This is a genomic window from Paenarthrobacter sp. AR 02, from assembly GCF_021538675.1.
In the GTDB taxonomy this organism is placed as follows: Bacteria; Actinomycetota; Actinomycetes; order Actinomycetales; family Micrococcaceae; genus Arthrobacter.
Map to the genome: position 1 here is coordinate 884,250 of NZ_JAJUKH010000001.1, position 17,859 is coordinate 902,108.

Below are 17,859 nucleotides of genomic sequence, written 5' to 3' on the forward strand. Positions count from 1 at the left end.
AATGAGGGCCCGCGAAAGAGCCGAAAGCTAACCCCTCGGAGACCACCCACCACGGATGAGGGCCCGCCGGATGAGCCGGGCAACGCCGTCGTACCCATGCTCGCGAACTTGCTCGACCGTAATCACCACGGAGATCCAGCCGTTTGCTGCGAGCAAAGCCTCTCGTCGGAGGTCGGATTCCTTCTGCGCGGCGCTGAGGTGATGACCGCCGTCGTAATTTATTGCGACTTTGAACTCCGGAAAGGTGAGATCGGGCCACACCACTTCCCGGCCAAAGGGGTCGCGAACGACGTAGCTCAGCACCGGTTCGGGCAGGAACGCGCGGCCAATGGCGAGTCGCAGCCTTGTCTCTGGGGCGGAATCGGCTCCCACGCGTGCCAATTCCAGCGCCGCACGTGCCTTCCGAATGCCTCGTGCGCCGCGATGCCGATCGACCTGGGCGTTCAAATCCTCGGCAGAACAGAACGGCACCCTGTTATGCCCAAAGCTTCGCGTCTGCCGACAGATGAAGTGATCCGCGGCCGCAACGAGGTCCTCGAAGGGAAGCACCGCGGCGAGATCGAGCCATGTCCTGGCAGGACTGGTGACAGGAATGCCGTCCACTTGGCAAACATCCCCACGCGATAGAACCATCCGGTGGCCTCGAACCCCCTTGCGCTGGGGTCGAAAACTGCCGTCAAGCCTGGTCAAATGCACCAGGAGGTCGTGCTGGGAATCCCACGGCAACGGGCAACCCCACAGTGTCGCCGCGGTTTCACGGCAGCACACTGCACCCTCACTTAGAGCCGTAAGGAGCCGGGCTGTATGCGCGGGATCCTGCGCCTGGCCCCATGGAACGCGAACTCCCCTGCTGGCAACGCGGAGATCATCGTTCCACGCCCGGTGGTCCGGGAGGCCGGCAGCTCGTTGTTCGGCGAGCGTGAACGAACGTCCTCGAAGTTCAGGCGGAAGCGGCGGAGTGATCCTCATCAGCCATTGTTGGCACGTTTGAGCAGCACCTATGGGGTTACCCACAGTGTGGAGGGATAGTGGGGCCTTGGGACCTCATCGAGGGGTGAGATCTCGGGAGAAAGCACCACCCAAAAGGGCCGAGAGCTCACCCCTCAGCGCCGACGAAAGACGCGAGAGCTAACCCTCGACGCAATGGAACTAGATGGACGTCCGGTGGAAGTTCTGGTGGCTGCGGCTGGCGGTGGGACCGCGCTGGCCCTGATAGCGGTTGCCGTATTCGCCGGAGCCGTAGGGGTGCTCGGCGGACGACGTGAGCCGGAAGAAGCAGAGCTGGCCGATCTTCATGCCCGGCCACAGCTTGATGGGGAGAGTGGCGACGTTCGACAACTCCAGGGTCACGTGCCCGGAAAATCCGGGGTCGATGAAGCCGGCAGTGGAGTGCGTCAGCAGCCCGAGACGGCCCAAGGACGACTTTCCTTCGAGGCGCGCGGCGATATCGTCCGCCAGGCTGACTGTTTCGTAGGTGGAGCCCAGTACGAATTCGCCGGGGTGCAGGATGAAGGGTTCGTCACCTTCGACCTCTACCAGCCGCGTCAGTTCCGGCTGTTCTTCGGCGGGGTCAATGTGGGCGTACTTGTGGTTGTCGAACAGCCGGAAGAACCGGTCAATCCGGACGTCCACGGAAGACGGCTGGACCATCGCAGGGTCGTACGGTTCAAGAACAATCCGTTGGGAGTCTATTTCGGCACGAATATCGCGGTCAGAGATCAGCACAGCATCAAAAATACCCCATGCACCAAATACCCGATGCATTGTCCGGGCCGCCCCATGGGACTATAGTTCCCGGACATGTAGAACCGCGCCCGTACCTGGGGGCATCGAGCATTCGCGGGGTAATTGTGAAAAAACTGGCAGCGCCTGCCGCTATTGTGCTGGCCGGAGCGCTGGCCTTGTGCGTGGCTGCTTCAAGCCAGCTCCTCCCGGCCACCCAAACCGTCCCTGACGGCACGGCTTCTTCAGCCGGCGTCCCGTCGGGACTGAACGCCCCGGAAGCGAGCACGACGGCGGACCCGGCACCGATCGCCGACCCTGTACCTTCCGAAGCCCCTCCAGTAGTCGGCAGCGCCGATGATCCCGCTAGCATTCCGGCTGCCGAACCAGCTGGCGGCGGTGGGCCGGTAGCGATTGATCCAGTGTTCGAGACGCCGCCGCCGGTACCGAACATCGGCCCGTCGTGGGGACCGGACAACCCCAGTGTCCCGGATACCGGCATCACTGACCCTCCCTCAGCGGATGCTGAGCCCGCACCAAGGGACACCACATCCGCCGTGGTACCCGATCCCGCGCCAACGGCTCCCGCTATCGGACCGGTTCCACAGCAGACGCCGACTCCAACGCCGTCCGCGGCAACAACGCCAAGCCCCGCGCCGTCCGCCCCTACCCAGACGCCAAGCCCAACGCCGTCGGTGGTAACCCCGAAACCGACATCACCCACGACAACCCCAACCCCCTTCCCTGGCAAGGCACCCAGCGAGTCAACCGGACCCGACAATGGAGCATTGGCGCTCCTTCCTGACAGCAATGCGGCCGCGATCCTGACGGTCTTCAACGCGATCAACAGCTACCGCGCGTCCCTCGGCCTGGCACCGGTGAAGTACCACGCAACGGTGGCAAGCCTGGCCCAGGAGTGGTCCAACAACATCGCGACCCGCGAAGTGATCCAGCACCGTCCTAATTTCTGGACCGACCCCCGGGCACTCAACCCGAACAACGGCGCGGGTGAAGTCATCGCAGTCCGCTGGGACCGTGACGCCGCGCAGCTTGTGGAGTGGTGGAAGCAGTCACCGGGCCACGATGCCCTCCTCCGGGATCCGCGGTTCAACGTGATGGGCATTGGCATCACGTACACGGACGGCAACTGGCAGACCACGCCGAACCGATACACGATTTGGGGTGTGGTGAACTTCTTTGGCTACACCACCCTCCCGGCGGGGACCACCACACGGCCCGGGGGAACGGTCACACCGCCCACCGATCCGGTGGCTGTGTGCCAACCCGACAACAAATACCAACCCCCAACCGTGAACTTGAGCAAAGCATCCATCCGCAGTGCGGCCGATCTTGTCTCCATTTCCGGGAACGGCTCCGTGGTGGCTTACCCGTCCTTGGGCGGCGGCCGCTACGGTGCGGGCAGAACGATTGGTAGTGGGTTCACCGGCATCAAGGACCTCTTCATCGTGGACTGGGACCGTGATGGCGTATTCGACCTCGTCTCGCAGAGGCTCGATGGCGCCCTCTTGGTGTTCCCCGGCCTCCAGGGCGGTGGTTTCAAGCCGCCGATCACGTTGGGCCAGGGATGGGGGACGCTCAACATTGCAATTGGCACATGGTGCGCCAACAACAGGCTCCCCCAGATTGTGGCCATGGACTCCGGCGGCAACTTTTATTTGTACAGAAACGCGGGCTTGGGCCCCATAAAGACGCAGTCCGCCATCGGTACCGGCAACCCAGCGATCCGTCTGAGCATGGTGGACTACAACGCGGATGGCTTCCAGGACCTACTGACCACCGAGGCCAACGGCACCTTGCGGCTCTATCGCGGCAGCGGCCTGGGCACTCCGAAACAGGAATCACGGCCGGCAGTCGGCGCAGCCTGGACCGACTACACGGGATTGCGCGCCCTGCGGGGTGTCACAGGGCCCGATTCGGTGGGGATCGCCGGCTTGGACCGCAACGGAGTGGTGGAATATTGGGACCTGACTACCGGGCGTCTCACAACCCCCGTGACCATCGGGGTTGGTTGGGGCGGACTGAAGTTCGCGCAGTAGACCAGTTTGGGGCACCCAAGGCTGGCTACCGCCGTCGTGAATTAACGCGGCCTAAGCCGCCGAGCGCGACTCAATCACTGTTTTGAGCCGTTCCAGCTGGGCTACTTCGCTTTCCATGGTCTTCTGGATCATGCCATTCATCAGCTTCTGCAGGCCCTTGGGGTGGTATTCCAGCGCGAAGCGGAGGCGCGTGGTGGCGCCCTCGGTGCTGAGGTAATAACCCCCGGTGGGTTTCGCCGGTCCGTTGACTACCTCAAAGCGGACTTCAGCGCCGGGTCGGGCGTCGGTGATTTTGAAGTCGGCGGCAATCGGGCGGCCACCGGGCCCGGTGAGCGTCTGCTGGTACACAGCACCCTTTTCTCCGCGAATTCCCGATCGGAGCGAGATGCTGCGAACACCTGACCGCCAGAGGGAATTGTTGGTGCCATCCATCAGGAACTGGAAAACAGTCATGGCATCCTTGTTGATCACCACTTCATGGGCTGCGAATGCCACGGAAACCTCTTTCGGCGCACGGTTCAATTGTCGTAGCCGGGTTCCCCATACACTGCAGCTAACACCTTCAGAATAGTCAGCCTCGAACGTGTTCGACACAGGACTGACGAGCCTTGACCGAATGGTTACCTGCGAATTTTCGGGGCATGGCTGACATGCGCGGCTTGGCCCGGTAAAGTGCCTGCCGCTGGCTAAAACCAAAATTGGGGGCGTAATGCGGGTTTATAACGGTCGGGTTTCCATGGGGAACGTCCGACGGCGGCTTGCGGCGTGCGCAGCTTTCCTCAGTCTTGCGGTGGTTGGCGGAGCCGTGCTCGCCGCTCCTGCGTCGGCGGTGGATACCCGGGTCGCGGCAGCGGTTCCGGCTGCGGCGAATCCGCTCCCTGGCGTGGACCCCTTGGGCGATCCGGCCGGCCTGTCTGTGCTGGTCAACAAGTCGCGACCGCTCAACCCGGCAAGTTACGCACCCGGCGACCTCGTCAATGCCCGCGGCTCGGGGCAGTATTTGCGCGCGGAAGCAGCGGCATGGCTGAATGGTTTGTTCCAGGGTGCTGCGGACGCCGGAACGGGCGGGCTTGCGGTGGTCAGCGGTTACCGCTCATACGCCCAGCAGCAGCAGTTGTATGCGTACTACGTCAGCATTTATGGTCAGGCGCAAGCCGATTTGATCTCCGCCCGTCCCGGGTACAGCGAGCATCAGACAGGCCTGGCCGTGGATGTCGGGAATGCCAACGGCTCGTGCGGATTGAGCACGTGCTTTGGGGACACCACGGCTGGTATTTGGGTGGCTGCCAACGCTTATAAGTACGGCTTCATTGTCCGCTACCCCAACGGTTACACGGGCACCACGGGGTATAGCTATGAGCCGTGGCACCTGCGCTATGTGGGCGTGGATTTGGCCACCGATATGAAACGTCGCGGCATACCCACCATGGAGCATTATTTCGCCGGTAATCCGTCGGCCTATGCAAGTATTACTTCCGGAGCGGACCTGGTGGCCGCAGACCCGAACGGCCGGCTTCTGCGTTATCCGGCTCAGGCGTGGGGAGGCTACGGAGCCCCCGTGCAGATTGGTTCCAATTGGACTGGCCTGAAGCAGGCATTCGTTGTGGACTGGGACTCCGATGGCGTCTACGACATTCTTGCTCAGTGGAACAACGGCACCCTTGGCCTGTTCAAAGGTTGGCCGGGCGGGGCTTTCTCAACCCAAATTGTGGTGGGAACGGGCGACTGGGACAAGATGACCATCACGGTAGGTAAATGGTCGAATGCCCAGGGTTACCCGGGCATCGTGGGTTACTTCCCGGATGGCGGGCTCCGCTATTACCCCAACACGTCCGGGAGGGCGCTGACTTACCGCGTCGACATCGGCAGTGGGTGGGCGGGCATGGGATTGACCATGGCCGACTGGGACGCTGATGGCGCCAACGACATCCTTGCCACCAACACGTCCGGGCAACTCCTCAGTTACCGCGGCAACGGCGCGGGCGGCTTTGCGGGCCTCCCTGTCACGGCGGGCTCAGGTTGGGGAACCATGAAGGCGTTGGTCCCCACTTTCGGATTGTCCGGGCCCGGTACGCGCAGCATCACGGCCCAAACCGTGGACGGCTACCTGGTCAGCTACGGCTTGGGACTGGGCGCTTGGACGACGCAACGCCAGGTGGGCAACGGTTGGAGCGGCATGAAGCTGTTCAAGTAAATGCCACAGGGAGCGGCGCACGGGAACCGCGGCGCGGTCAAGAGCAGCGCTGGAACTGCGCTAAGCTAGGACTCGCTCAGGGGATTTTCCCTGGGCAGTGCGGGCGTAGCTCAATGGTAGAGCGCTAGCTTCCCAAGCTCGATACGCGGGTTCGATTCCCGTCGCCCGCTCCAAGGAAACCCCTGATCCAGCGATCCGGGGTTTCTTCTGTCCCAGGCCTGATCTCCGGCCGCCTGCCCGAGGCTGACCGCCCCGCGGGCCGCCTGCCCGAGGCTCACCTCTCCCTTGCGCGCAGATCCCCAGTGACCCCGGCCACAGCGTGTTCCACGGAGGTGTATCGTCAGGAGTCAGGAGTCATGTCGACTCCGCTCTAAGGGAGCCATCATGGGCGACAAATCACCGCGCCAAACTGCATCGAAAAAGTCCAGTAAGTCCATCAAGGAAAAGCGGGCGGACAAGCGGGCTTCCGAGTCCTCCGCCACCGAGGCCGCGAAGCCTTCCACCGGCAACAAGAAGTGACCGCGCCAACTGGCCAGCTGAGCATAGGCGTCCTCGCTTCCTCGCTGAAGCCCAATGAGCGCCGCCTGCCCATCCATCCCCAGCATTTGGAGCGCATTGCTCCGGAAGTGCGTCAACAGCTCCGGTTCGAATACGGCTACGGCGAACGGTTCGGCGTCCCGGACAGCAAACTTGAATCTTTGGTGGGCGGGCTCGGGACGCGCGAGGAGTTGATCGCCAACAGCGACGTCATCCTGCTCCCGAAGCCGCAGGCCCAGGATTTGGCCGAACTCCGCGACGGCCAAACGTTGTGGGGATGGCCTCACTGCGTGCAGGACCGAGCTATCACCCAGTTGGCGATAGATAAGAAGCTCACGCTCATTGCCTTCGAGGCAATGAACCATTGGGCAGGGGACGGCGGTTTTGGCCTTCACGTCTTTCACAAGAACAACGAACTCGCCGGGTACTGCTCCGTGCTGCATGCCTTGGCCCTGACGGGTTCCACGGGCGACTACGGCCGGCGCTTGAGTGCGGTGGTCATCGGTTTCGGGGCCACTGCCCGCGGTGCCGTCACCGCGTTGAACGCCCATGGCGTCCACGATGTGCAGGTCCTGACCAACCGGGGTGTCGCTGCCGTGGGATCGCCGATCCATTCAGTGCGAATCGTACAGTTCGACCATGACAGTAAGGCCCCTTTCCTCAGCGAAGTCATCACGAACAACGGTCGCAAGCCGTTGGCGCCCTTCCTTGCGGCGGCCGACATCGTGGTCAATTGCACCCTGCAGGACCCGAACGCGCCGCTGACATACTTGCGGACCGAGGACCTGGCTGAATTCCAGCCGGACAGCTTGATCGTGGATGTTTCCTGCGACGAAGGCATGGGCTTCAGCTGGGCGCGGACCACCACGTTCGACGAGCCCATGTTCCGCGTGGGTGGACACGTCAATTACTACGCGGTGGACCACAGTCCGTCCTACCTGTGGAACTCGGCCAGCTGGGAAATCAGCGAGGCTTTGTTGCCCTTCCTGGACACTGTGGTGGCGGGACCGGACGCGTGGGATGCCAACGAGACCATCAGCCGCGCTATCGAAATCCGCGACGGCGTCATCCGCAACTTAGACGTCCTGGAGTTCCAAGGTCGCTCGGCGGAGTACCCGCACCTCGCAACGTCATAGCACCAAACAGAAGGCAGCGCCCGCGGTTCGCCACCGGCGCTGCCTTCTCTGTTAAGCCGTCTGGGGCTCCTGCACAATCCGCAGCACCCGGCGCCGGTCGCGCAGGTCTACCTTCAGGTGCAAGGACGACTTCCTGGCCAGTACGACGGCGACTACCGCGGCCGCGATGGCCGGCACGCCGCCCGCTATCAAAATAGCCAGGTGCGGACCGAGGTGCTCGGCCAGCCAGCCCATCATGGGCCCGCCGATGGCCTGGCCACCGATCAGCACCACGAGGTACAGGCTCATGACGCGGCCGCGGATACTCATGTTGGAACTGGTCTGCACCATCTGGTTGGCGGCGGTCAGGAACATCAGGCACCAGAATCCGGCGAGCACCATGATGACGCTGAACCACACCATGGACGGCATGATCGAGGACAGGCAAAGCATCAGGCCGTACAACCCGGCGGACGTGACCACCGAACGTAACCTCAACTGCCGACGTCGGGTGGACGCCACCGCGCCGGTCAGTGCACCGAGCGCAACCATCGCGTTCAGCAGGCCGTAGCCTCCGGCTCCGGCGTCGTACACGTGGTCCGCAAAAGCCGCCAACAGCACCGGAAGGCTCATCGCGAAAACTGCGACGAAGCCCGCCATAAGCCAAGGCCAGTAGATGGTGGGCTTGCTGAGCGCATAGTTCAGGCCTTCGCGCAGCATGCCCTTCTTGCGTGGCGTGGGCTGGCTGAGGTGCAGTTGGTCCTTGCGCAGGATGAGCAGCATGGTCACGGTAGAGCAGCACGCAACCGCGTTGGCAGCGAAGGCCCAGCCTGCACCCACAGCGGTGAGCAGCACACCGGCCAGGGCCGGCCCGATCAGGCCGCCGAGCTGGAAGGTCGTTGAGTTCACGCTGATGGCGTTGCGCAGGTATTTTGGTCCGACGAGTTCATTGACGAAGACCTGCCGTGCCGGTTGGTCGAGGACCGTCACGAAGCCCAACGCCAGGGCAATGGCATACACGTGCCAGACTTCAACCCGCTGGCTCAGTGACAGCACGGCCAACAGGGCAGCCAGCACCGCAGCTGCCGACTGGCAGATGATGAGGATCTTCCGTTTGGGGAAACGGTCGGCAATCATGCCGCCCCACGGTCCCAGGAAGAGCGACGGCATGAACTGCAGCGCCACGGTAATTCCGACGGCGGTAACGGAACCGGAAAGTTCCAGCACCATCCAGTCCTGGGCGATGCGCTGCATCCAGATGGCGATCACGGCGATGAAGTGGCCGATCGCGAAAATCCTGAAGTTGGGGACCTTCAGGGAGATGAAGGTATGCCGCCAGGGCAGCTTTTCACTCACGACGGCGAGTGGCTGGGTGACGGTGTCCGGTTGGTTTGTGTCCGGCAAGGGACGGGCGGACAGAGAATCGATGACGGGCTGGCTGACGTGTGCCGCTGAAGGCGGTGGGGGTGCCAAAAGTAGTCCTCGGATGGAGAGTTTCGGTGGGATGCGTTTAACGCTATGGTTGCCAGCAGCAATTATGGAAGCGTATTGCGCCTATAACTAGCATTGCGGAATGCAATGAGCGGTGTTCGGTGGCGCAGTGCTCCGACCCGGCGTTGACCTGCGCTTTAGGAGTTCCGTGTTCGAACCTGTCCAGCTCCGTTCCTTTTTGGCCGTCGCAGAGACGCTGAGTTTCACCAAAGCCGCAGAGCGTCTGGGACTTGCGCAACCGACGGTCAGCCAGCACGTCCGTAAGCTCGAGGCTGCCGCGAAACGGGTGCTTGTGGCCCGCGATACCCGCGAAGTCAGGCTGACGGACAACGGTGACGCCATGGCCGGCTTTGCCCGAAGTATCCTTGCCGCCCACGACTCCGCCGCACGATACTTTTCGGGTTCGGCCATGCGCGGCCGACTCCGCTTCGGTACCGCCGACGACCTCGCCATCACGGGCCTCCCGCGGATCCTGCGCGAGTTCCGGCAGTTGTACCCGCAGATCAACCTGGAGCTCACCGTCAGCCAAAGCGATCAGCTGTACAAGAGGCTCAATGCGGGGCAACTGGACCTCGTGTTCGTGAAGTGGGTGGCCGGAGCAAAGGAAGGTACGGTGGTTCGGCATGACAACTTCGCATGGGTAGGCGTCGAGCAGACCGTGCTGGAACCGGGCGCTCCGGTGCCGCTCATTGCCTACCCGGCACCCAGCCTCAGCCGAAAGCTCGCCATCGATGCCTTGGAAGCCGAAGGCCGCACCTGGCGGATCACCTGCAGTACCAAGCAGATCAGCGGGGTCCTGGCTGCTGTGCGGGCAGGTATTGGCGTGGCCGTGATGCCTGCCTCGCTGGTACCGGAAGACCTGAAAGTCATCACCCAGCGCTTCGGCCTGCCCCCGGTGGGTGACGTCGACTTCACCCTGATCCGGAATCCGCTGGCGAACGCAGAGGTGATCGATGCCCTGACCCAGGCCATCATGGGCCGGACACTGAGTAAGTCGAATTAATGGCCACGTGTGCCGGTCCCGTTGAAGCGGCCGTAGTACGCTCACCAAATGATTGACGCTGACGCCAAGCTCACGAGGCCGTCCGCAAACTTCCATGCTTCCTGGGTGGAGAGCTGGAACGAGTGGGGGACCCTTAATCAGGATGGCTCGGCGGCTTTTGTGGCCGCGAGGTACGGCCTGGATCTACGCGACAGCAGCGACTTCGCGGAATGGGTTGGCCTGCTGCACGAGTTGCCCAAGGGGAGCTTCCAACCTCCCGAAGGCTTGGCCAACCAGACCACCATCTGGGTAGTCGAGGATGACACCTACCTGGGCGCCGCCAGCCTCAGGCACTCGTTGGTCAATGACTACCTCGTTGAGGTGGGAGGCAACATCGGCTACGGCATCCGGCCCAGTGCGCGGGGCCGGGGGCTTGCCAAACTAGCACTGAAAAGCGCCCTTCTGGAGGGTCGTGACCTTGGCATGGAACGAGTGCTCGTGACCTGCAAGCAGCCGAACGTGGCGTCGGCCCGCACCATCGAGGCGTGCGGCGGCGTTCTTGAAAGCGTCCGGCCACCGGAGAGTTTTGCCCCGGAGTTGGGAGTCACCGATGCGATCCGGCGCTACTGGGTCCAGTTGTAGCGTGCGTGTGCGCGGCACGTCCGGGCACCCTTCCCGAGGCACCCCTTTCCGCTGTTCGCACCAGTAACCTCCGGCGCACGGGGCGTAAACGGGTGCGGTGTACGGGCATACCCGGCGCCCCGGGCGCGAACGGGTGCGGCACGTCCGCGTGCCCTGCGTACGGGGCGCGAACTGGTGCGGCGTATGGGCATACCCTTTCGACGGCACCCCTTTTCGCCGTGCGCACCAGTAACCTCCGGCGCACAAGGCGCAAAAGGGTGCGGCGCCCGGTCATACCCGGCGCACTAGGCGCAAAAGGGTGCGGCACAATGTTCAGCAGGCGATACGCCCTTACTGGGTAAGCGCATTCCCGGTATCCTGTGAAGCATGATCGACCTCACCACGTTGGCTGACCTCACGCCTGGCATCTGTTCCGTCACCCTCAGAGCGCACGGGATAGACGACGTTGTGCGGGTTTCCGCCGAGGCTGGCCTGGCTGGCATCGAATGGGGCACCGATGTCCACGTAAGTGACACGGAATCAGCCGCCCACGCCAAACGCGCGACGGAAGACGCTGGGCTCAGGGTCTTGTCGCTTGGCTCGTACTACCGATGCGGTGCTTTCGGAGATTTCGGACGGGCCTTGGATCTAGCCACCGCACTGGGCGCCCCCAGGATCCGGGTATGGGCCGGGGAACTCGGATCCGAGGGTGCCGGCCCGGAGCACTGGGACTCGGTGGTGACCGACACCCAGCGTATTGCCGATCTTGGGGCCGAACGCGGAGTCACCATCGCCTTCGAATACCACGGCAACACCCTCACCGACTCCCCCGGTACTACCCTCGAGCTGCTGAACCGCGTCAACCACGCCAACGTCGGCACCTACTGGCAACCCGCCGTCGGGCTTTCCGACCAGCAGGCACTCGACTCGCTCCACCAGGTCCTGCCGCACGTGGTGGGCGTCCACTGCTTCTCGTGGGGGCCCGAAGCCGAACGGTTCCCGCTGCGGAACCGCAAGTTGCTATGGCAGACCGTCACCGACGTCCTGCGGGGCAACGGCAAGGATATGGACATCATGTTGGAATTCGTCGAGGACGACCTCCCGGAGAACGTCCTCAATGACGCCGCGTTCCTGCACACCATCACCCTGGGCGAGGACTAGCGCGAACGCCGCGTGCCCGGCGGAACCACACCGGAACGCCCGACGTCGGTAATCACCGCGAATGCCCGGGTCGCCCGCGCGGCGGCATGGTTATGCGGGATTCCGCGACGGGGCCTCAGTACTGCGGCGAAGCTTGACCACGCCGCTGACAGGTGGCGTATCCGGGTCTCCGGCAGCGAGCCGGCCAATGTCTTCAAGCGGCAGGTGGACTGTGGACAACGCCGGACGGAAGTCGCGCAGGGTCTCGATATCGTCGAAGCCGGCGATGTTGGCGTCGCGGGGAATCCACACCCCTTCCGGCCGCAGCGCCGCTGTGACTCCGATAGCCATGACGTCGTTGACCGCGAAGATGCAGAGCCGCTCTTCGGAAGACTTGATGCGTTCCGCGAGCGCCAGGCCGGCGTCGTATCCTCCGGCGCGGTTGAAGCCGGTGCGGATAACCTCGGCCGGTGCCCTGCCGGCGTCGCCGAGTCCGCGCTGGAATCCGCGGACCCTGTCGTCGGAGGTGTACAGGCCTTCAGGGCCTGCGATGATCAGGAACGGGCCATCATGGGAGGCAGCCAGTTCTGCGGCAAGGCCAGCCGCGAGTTCCTCGTTAGGGACCTTCACTACGTGGTAGCCCTCTGAGGCGGAAGCGCCGACGATAGGGTGCCCCACCACCCCCACATGTCCGCCGTTGCGGCAGTACCGATCCAACTCGGCGGCGAGCTCGGCGTTGCCCTGCCGGTCCTCGGCCCGCACGGAGCGTGAACCGGCAATCACGATTGAGTCCGCGCGGCGGGCAGCGAAGGCTGCTACTGCCTCGCGCTCATCGGCGGGGGCGCCTGAGGTGCTTGCCAGCAGCACCATGCGATTCTGCTGCCGCGCGGCTTCCTGCACTCCACGGGCTATGGCCGAGAAGTAGGGATCGGCGATGTCGTGGACAATTAGGCCGATCAAGCCCGAACTGGACTTCGCGAGCGCCTGGGCCTGCGCATTGGGGACGTAGCCAAGTTTGTCGGCGGCCTCGCGGACGCGCTCCGCGATGTCCTCCGCGGGCTTGCGGGATGAGCCGTTGAGGACCCGGGAGGCTGTGGCCAGGGAAACTCCGGCTAAACGGGCAACTTCACTGAGTGTGCTGGCGGCCACGGGGCCCTCCTTGTCTGCAGGCGTCGGGACTGGCGCTAGGGAAATTATGGCAGTTCATTCCGGATTTTGGGAAAGCGCTTGCCAAGCTGTCGCGCCATGGTGCATGATTCTTTGCAATGGGAATGCGCTTTCCCACACATGCAAGAGCAAGCACCGGCAACCGCAGAGCGACCGGCACACAAGGTACTGGAGAGAAAACATGGGTTTCGAAACAAAGACGATCCGCATCGCCATGAATGGCATCACCGGCCGCATGGGATACCGCCAGCACTTGCTGCGGTCCATCCTTCCCATCCGCGACGCTGGGGGTTTTACCCTTGAGGACGGCACCAAGGTCCAGGTCGAACCGATCCTCGTAGGCCGCAATGAAGCGAAGATCCGCGAACTCGCCGAGCTCCACAAGGTTTCCGAATGGACCACCGATCTGGATGCCGCCATCGCCGATCCCACCGTGGACATCATCTTCGACGCTTCCATGACCAGCCTCCGCGCCGCCACCCTGAAGAAGGCCATGCGCGCCGGCAAGCACATCTTCACCGAGAAGCCCACGGCCGAAACCCTCGAAGAGGCCATCGAGCTCGCACAGATCGGCAAGGAAGCCGGCGTCACCGCAGGCGTTGTGCACGACAAGCTGTACCTCCCCGGCCTGGTCAAGCTTCGCCGCCTGGTGGACGAAGGCTTCTTCGGCCGCATCCTCTCCATCCGTGGCGAGTTCGGCTACTGGGTCTTCGAAGGCGACGTGCAGGCTGCACAGCGCCCCTCCTGGAACTACCGCAAGGAAGACGGCGGCGGAATGACCACGGACATGTTCTGCCACTGGAACTACGTCCTTGAAGGCATCATCGGCAAGGTCAAGAGCGTCAACGCCAAGACAGCCACGCACATCCCCGCCCGTTGGGACGAGGCCGGCAAGGAATACAAGGCCACCGCAGACGACGCCTCCTACGGCATCTTCGAGCTCGAAACCCCGGGCGGCGACGACGTCATCGGCCAGATCAACTCTTCCTGGGCGGTCCGCGTCTACCGCGACGAACTGGTTGAGTTCCAGATCGACGGCACGCACGGTTCCGCCGTCGCCGGTTTGAACAAGTGCGTTGCACAGCAGCGCGCCCACACCCCCAAGCCAGTCTGGAACCCGGACCTGCCCGTCACCGAATCCTTCCGAAGCCAGTGGCAGGAAGTTCCCGCCAACGCCGAGCTGGACAACGGCTTCAAGCTGCAGTGGGAAGAATTCCTGCGGGACGTCGTCGCCGGCCGTGAGCACCGCTTCGGCCTGCTGTCCGCAGCCCGCGGCGTGCAGCTGGCTGAGCTTGGCCTGCAGTCCTCGGCTGAACGCCGCACCATCGACATCCCGGAGATCACCCTCTAATGACGTCACTGATTCTTCCCACTGACGACGGCGGCACCCGCGAGTACCGCCTCAAGCCCGCAACTTCGTGGGCCAAGCCCACGGCTCCGTTGACTGCCCGCCGCGCCTACGCCGCAGCCCACGTCATCCCTGAGGTTGCCGCAGACAACACCCCCGGCGCCCCCGCACAACTGGACTGGGAGGCCACGTTGGCCTACCGCCACGAGCTGTGGTCCTACGGCCTGGGCGTTGCCGACGCCATGGACACTGCCCAGCGCGGCATGGGCCTGGACTGGGCAGCAACCCAGCAGCTCATCAAGCGCACGGGTGCCGAGGCTGCCTCCGTGGTGGCCGCCGGAAACGCCGCCGTCGCAGGCAAGTCCGTCCAGGACCTTGTGTCCTGCGGCGCTGGAACGGACCAGTTGGACATCACGGCACTGCCTGACGGCACAGCCGGCATCCAGGCAGTCATCGAGGCATACCGCGAGCAGATCGCCGTCGTCAGCGAAGCCGGACCCAAAGTGATCCTGATGGCTTCCCGCGCCCTCGCCAAGGTGGCCAATGGCGCCGACGACTACCTGCACGTCTACTCCACGCTCCTGCAGGAAGTTGACCAGCCCGTCATCCTGCACTGGCTCGGCACCATGTTCGACCCCGCACTGGCCGGGTATTGGGGCTCCGATGACGTCTCCGTCGCCACCGAAACGTTCCTTAGCCTGATCCGCGAGCACTCGGACAAGGTTGACGGCGTCAAGGTTTCGCTGCTGGATGCTTCCCACGAGGTCGCCCTCCGCGCCAACCTGCCGGAAGGCGTCCGCCTCTACACCGGAGACGACTTCAACTACCCGGAACTGATCGACGGCGACGAGACGCACCACTCGGACGCCCTCCTGGGCATCTTCGCCGCCATCTACCCGGCCGCTTCGGTTGCGTTGCAGAGGTACGACGCCGGTCAGGGCGCCGAGGGCCGCGCCATCCTGGACTCCACCCGCGAGCTCGGGAAGCACATCTTCAGCGCCCCCACGTTCTACTACAAAACCGGGATCGCGTTCATGTCCTGGCTCAACGGAAAGCAGCCCGGTTTCCAAATGGTGGGCGGGCTCCATTCCGGCCGGTCGGTCCTGCACCTGGCCAAGACCTTCGAACTGGCGGACAAGGCAGGATTGTTGAAGGATCCGTCACTGGCAGCCTTCCGCATGTCGGACTACCTCCGGATCAACGGAGTAGGCGCATGAGCACCGATTTCTCGCGACTGTCCTTGAACAGCGCCACCACCAAGAAGTGGACACTTGCCGAGGCCGTCGACGGCTGTGCCCGCGCCGGCATTCCCGCGATTGGCCCTTGGCGTGACCGCGTGGCCGAGGCTGGCTTGGACAAAGCAGCCAAGCTCATCAAGGACGCCGGGCTCCGGGTTTCCTCGCTGTGCCGCGGCGGTTTCCTTACAGCGGCCGATGCCGAAGGACAGGCCGCCGCTCTGGCAGACAACTTCGACGCCGTCCGCGAAGCAGTAGCGCTCGACACCCAGGAGCTGTTCCTGGTGGTGGGTGGCCTCGCCCCCGGCGAAAAGGATGTGGTTGCGGCCCGTCAACGCGTGGCCGATCGCCTGGAAGAGCTGGTTCCCTTCGCTTCCGAGAACGGCGTCCGCTTGGTTCTTGAACCCCTGCACCCGATGTACGCCGCTGACCGCGCCCTGATCTCCACTTTGGGCCAGGCACTCGATCTCGCGGCGCCTTACGACGCAAGGGCTGTTGGCGTCGCCGTCGACACCTTCCACGTCTGGTGGGATCCGGAACTCAAGGCCCAGATTGAACGTGCTGGCCGGGAGAACCGCATCGCGTCCTACCAGGTGTGCGATTTCAACCTGCCGATCGCCGCTGACGCGCTGTTGTCCCGCGGCATGATGGGCGACGGCGTCATCGACTTCGCGACCATCGGTGCCTGGGTCAGGGACGCCGGATACAGGGGCGACATTGAGGTTGAAATCTTTAACCAGGAGATCTGGGATGCCGATGGGGACAGCGTCCTGGAAACCATGAAGCAGCGCTACGCGGAGCTCGTCCTCCCGTTCGCGTAACTACGTGATCCTCCCGCGGATGCCCTAAGCGCCGCGGGAGGATCGCTCCAAAGCCAGCGGGTCCCTGCCACGGTCACGGCAGGGACCCGCTTCCTGCCAGCTCCAGCCGGGCCTTCGGCAGACCGATAAAGGTGACCGAACCGCCGTCGGGCCCTTGCAGTTCCAGGGTGATGTTCGAGGAGTCTCCCGTGGACTGCACCGAACGGACCCGGAACACCTCGCTCCGGATCTTCACGCTATCCCCGTGCTTGATCGCTTTGAGCTTGGTTGTGACGGCGTCGGCGGCAGGGTTCCGGCTACTTGTCTTTCCGCGGTTCCCGGCCATGATTTTCACGGATTTCCTCTCCGGTCCTGACAATTTCATCTTCCTTTTCCTGCATCTTGTCGCTCTTCCTGGTGTCGCGGGGCGGGAGCTGAATGCTCTCTTCAGCCTCAATGCCACCCTGCAACTGGCGGCCACGCTCCATTTCAGCATCGAATTCGGCGCCGAACAGCAAGGACATGTTCAGAATCCAGAGCCACAGCAACATGATGATGACGCCGGCCAGGGCGCCGTAGGTCTTGTTGTAGTTGCTGAAGTTGGCGACGTAGAAGCCGAAGCCCAGCGAAGCAAGGGCGAAAATGATTAGGGCGATAAGGGAGCCCATGCTCATCCAGCGGAACTTGGGCTGTTTGACGTTAGGGGTGAAGTAATAAAGGACGGCGATGATGGCCACCACAATGACGATGAGCACCGGCCATTTGGCGATGTTCCAGACCGTCAGGAACGCCTGGGACAATCCAATGGCACCGCCGATCGCTTCTGCCACTGGCCCACTGAGGACCAGCATGCCAGCGACCAGGGCGGCGCCAACCACGGCAACCACCGTCACTGCCAGCATCGTGCCGCGGAGCTTGATGAAACCACGCCCTTCGTCCACCTCATAGACGCGGTTCATTGCGCGGCTGAAAGCGGAAACATAGCCGGAGGCCGACCATAGGGCCACCACGATTCCAAAGAACAGGGCGAAGCCGGCCGCATTGGACTGGGTCAGTTCCTCGATGGGCTTTCGGAGGGTGTCAACGCCCGGTCCGGGAGCAAATTGCTGGACGATGTCCAGCAACGCCGAGGTGGTCTTGCCTGCATCGCCAAATATGCCGAGAAGCGAAACCAAGGCAAGGAGGGCGGGGAAGAGCGCGAGCACACCGTAGTACGTCAAGCCTGCCGCAGCGTCCGGGCACTGGTCCTTGGTGAACTCCCTCAGGGTCCTCTTGGCGATGTACATCCAAGTGGGCTTGACGAGGTCGTTGGGACTGTCCGGCTTGCGCGAGTCTTCCGGGGAAGGTGCGGTCCGCGCCTTCGCAGTGCTTGTGTGGGCTGAATCTTGTGTAGTCATGGGGCACTCGTCCGTGGGGGTAGGTTGCGCGAACAACTGACCCATCAATACTA

Annotated in this window: 17 protein-coding genes and 1 tRNA gene; 11 read left to right on the plus strand and 7 right to left on the minus strand. The window is 63.5% G+C overall.

Translation table 11 applies throughout. From position 1 onward, the window contains the following. Positions 1-27: 27 nt before the first annotated feature. Together LRQ04_RS04145 and dcd are read right to left on the minus strand one after the other, a co-directional pair. Positions 28-969, minus strand: a complete 942-nt coding sequence (locus LRQ04_RS04145) for an endonuclease domain-containing protein (protein WP_235517876.1) — start codon at positions 967-969, stop codon at positions 28-30. A gap of 180 nt (positions 970-1,149) precedes the next feature. Beyond that, the gene (gene dcd / locus LRQ04_RS04150; RefSeq protein ID WP_011776299.1) at positions 1,150-1,725 is read right to left on the minus strand and encodes a dCTP deaminase; all 576 of its coding nucleotides are present in this window, start codon (positions 1,723-1,725) and stop codon (positions 1,150-1,152) included. 125 nt (positions 1,726-1,850) lie between these two features. Between dcd and LRQ04_RS04155 the strand changes: the two genes are divergently transcribed. Further along, the gene (locus tag LRQ04_RS04155; protein WP_235517879.1) at positions 1,851-3,779 is read left to right on the plus strand and encodes a CAP domain-containing protein; all 1,929 of its coding nucleotides are present in this window, start codon (positions 1,851-1,853) and stop codon (positions 3,777-3,779) included. Between the two features lie 51 nt (positions 3,780-3,830). On the opposite strand, the gene LRQ04_RS04160 is transcribed toward LRQ04_RS04155, so the two are convergent. After that, complete coding sequence (locus tag LRQ04_RS04160) at positions 3,831-4,274, minus strand: SRPBCC family protein (RefSeq protein ID WP_235517880.1); 444 nt, start codon at positions 4,272-4,274, stop codon at positions 3,831-3,833. Between the two features lie 241 nt (positions 4,275-4,515). Between LRQ04_RS04160 and LRQ04_RS04165 the strand changes: the two genes are divergently transcribed. The 4 genes from LRQ04_RS04165 (at position 4,516) to LRQ04_RS04175 (ending at position 7,646) form a co-directional block, all read left to right on the plus strand. Further along, positions 4,516-5,973, plus strand: coding sequence for a D-alanyl-D-alanine carboxypeptidase family protein (locus LRQ04_RS04165; protein ID WP_235517882.1), 1,458 nt, complete (start codon positions 4,516-4,518; stop codon positions 5,971-5,973). A 99-nt stretch (positions 5,974-6,072) separates the two neighbouring features. Next, positions 6,073-6,146, plus strand: a tRNA-Gly gene (locus LRQ04_RS04170). A 211-nt stretch (positions 6,147-6,357) separates the two neighbouring features. Further along, entirely contained in the window at positions 6,358-6,492 is a 135-nt protein-coding gene (locus tag LRQ04_RS20575) for a hypothetical protein (protein ID WP_011776304.1), read from the plus strand. Then, a complete protein-coding gene (locus LRQ04_RS04175; protein WP_235517883.1) occupies positions 6,489-7,646 on the plus strand; it encodes a N(5)-(carboxyethyl)ornithine synthase in 1,158 nt (385 codons plus the stop codon). Before LRQ04_RS20575 ends, LRQ04_RS04175 begins: the two co-directional genes overlap by 4 nt. Positions 7,647-7,697: 51 nt before the next feature. Here LRQ04_RS04175 and LRQ04_RS04180 read toward each other — a convergent pair whose 3' ends face one another. Continuing rightward, positions 7,698-9,098, minus strand: coding sequence for an MFS transporter (locus LRQ04_RS04180; protein ID WP_235517884.1), 1,401 nt, complete (start codon positions 9,096-9,098; stop codon positions 7,698-7,700). Between the two features lie 166 nt (positions 9,099-9,264). On the opposite strand from LRQ04_RS04180, the gene LRQ04_RS04185 reads away from it, so the two are divergent. The 3 genes from LRQ04_RS04185 (at position 9,265) to LRQ04_RS04195 (ending at position 11,880) form a co-directional block, all read left to right on the plus strand. Further along, positions 9,265-10,119 carry a LysR substrate-binding domain-containing protein gene (locus tag LRQ04_RS04185; RefSeq protein ID WP_024818365.1) on the plus strand — a complete coding sequence of 285 codons (855 nt, stop codon included), beginning with the start codon at positions 9,265-9,267 and terminating at the stop codon, positions 10,117-10,119. Positions 10,120-10,167: 48 nt separating this feature from the next. Next, positions 10,168-10,740 carry a GNAT family N-acetyltransferase gene (locus LRQ04_RS04190; RefSeq protein ID WP_235517885.1) on the plus strand — a complete coding sequence of 191 codons (573 nt, stop codon included), beginning with the start codon at positions 10,168-10,170 and terminating at the stop codon, positions 10,738-10,740. Between the two features lie 366 nt (positions 10,741-11,106). Continuing rightward, positions 11,107-11,880: a sugar phosphate isomerase/epimerase gene (locus LRQ04_RS04195; protein WP_235517886.1), complete on the plus strand. Its 774-nt coding sequence runs from the start codon at positions 11,107-11,109 to the stop codon at positions 11,878-11,880. A 90-nt stretch (positions 11,881-11,970) separates the two neighbouring features. Here LRQ04_RS04195 and LRQ04_RS04200 read toward each other — a convergent pair whose 3' ends face one another. Beyond that, positions 11,971-13,008, minus strand: coding sequence for a LacI family DNA-binding transcriptional regulator (locus tag LRQ04_RS04200; protein WP_235517887.1), 1,038 nt, complete (start codon positions 13,006-13,008; stop codon positions 11,971-11,973). 199 nt (positions 13,009-13,207) lie between these two features. Here LRQ04_RS04200 and LRQ04_RS04205 point away from each other — a divergent pair, with 199 nt between their 5' ends. The 3 genes from LRQ04_RS04205 to LRQ04_RS04215 are packed head-to-tail and all read left to right on the plus strand — an operon-like array spanning position 13,208 to position 16,430. Beyond that, entirely contained in the window at positions 13,208-14,377 is a 1,170-nt protein-coding gene (locus LRQ04_RS04205; protein ID WP_235517888.1) for a Gfo/Idh/MocA family protein, read from the plus strand. Next, positions 14,377-15,591, plus strand: coding sequence for a dihydrodipicolinate synthase family protein (locus LRQ04_RS04210; protein ID WP_235517890.1), 1,215 nt, complete (start codon positions 14,377-14,379; stop codon positions 15,589-15,591). Before LRQ04_RS04205 ends, LRQ04_RS04210 begins: the two co-directional genes overlap by 1 nt. Further along, the gene (locus LRQ04_RS04215) at positions 15,588-16,430 is read left to right on the plus strand and encodes a sugar phosphate isomerase/epimerase (RefSeq protein WP_235517891.1); all 843 of its coding nucleotides are present in this window, start codon (positions 15,588-15,590) and stop codon (positions 16,428-16,430) included. The genes LRQ04_RS04210 and LRQ04_RS04215 overlap by 4 nt, the downstream gene beginning before the upstream one ends. Before the next feature lie 73 nt (positions 16,431-16,503). Here the strand turns inward: LRQ04_RS04215 and LRQ04_RS04220 are convergent, their stop codons facing one another. Next, complete coding sequence (locus LRQ04_RS04220; RefSeq protein WP_235518659.1) at positions 16,504-16,755, minus strand: hypothetical protein; 252 nt, start codon at positions 16,753-16,755, stop codon at positions 16,504-16,506. After that, a complete protein-coding gene (locus tag LRQ04_RS04225) occupies positions 16,727-17,806 on the minus strand; it encodes a YihY/virulence factor BrkB family protein (RefSeq protein WP_235517892.1) in 1,080 nt (359 codons plus the stop codon). The genes LRQ04_RS04220 and LRQ04_RS04225 overlap by 29 nt, the downstream gene beginning before the upstream one ends. Positions 17,807-17,859: the final 53 nt, after the last annotated feature.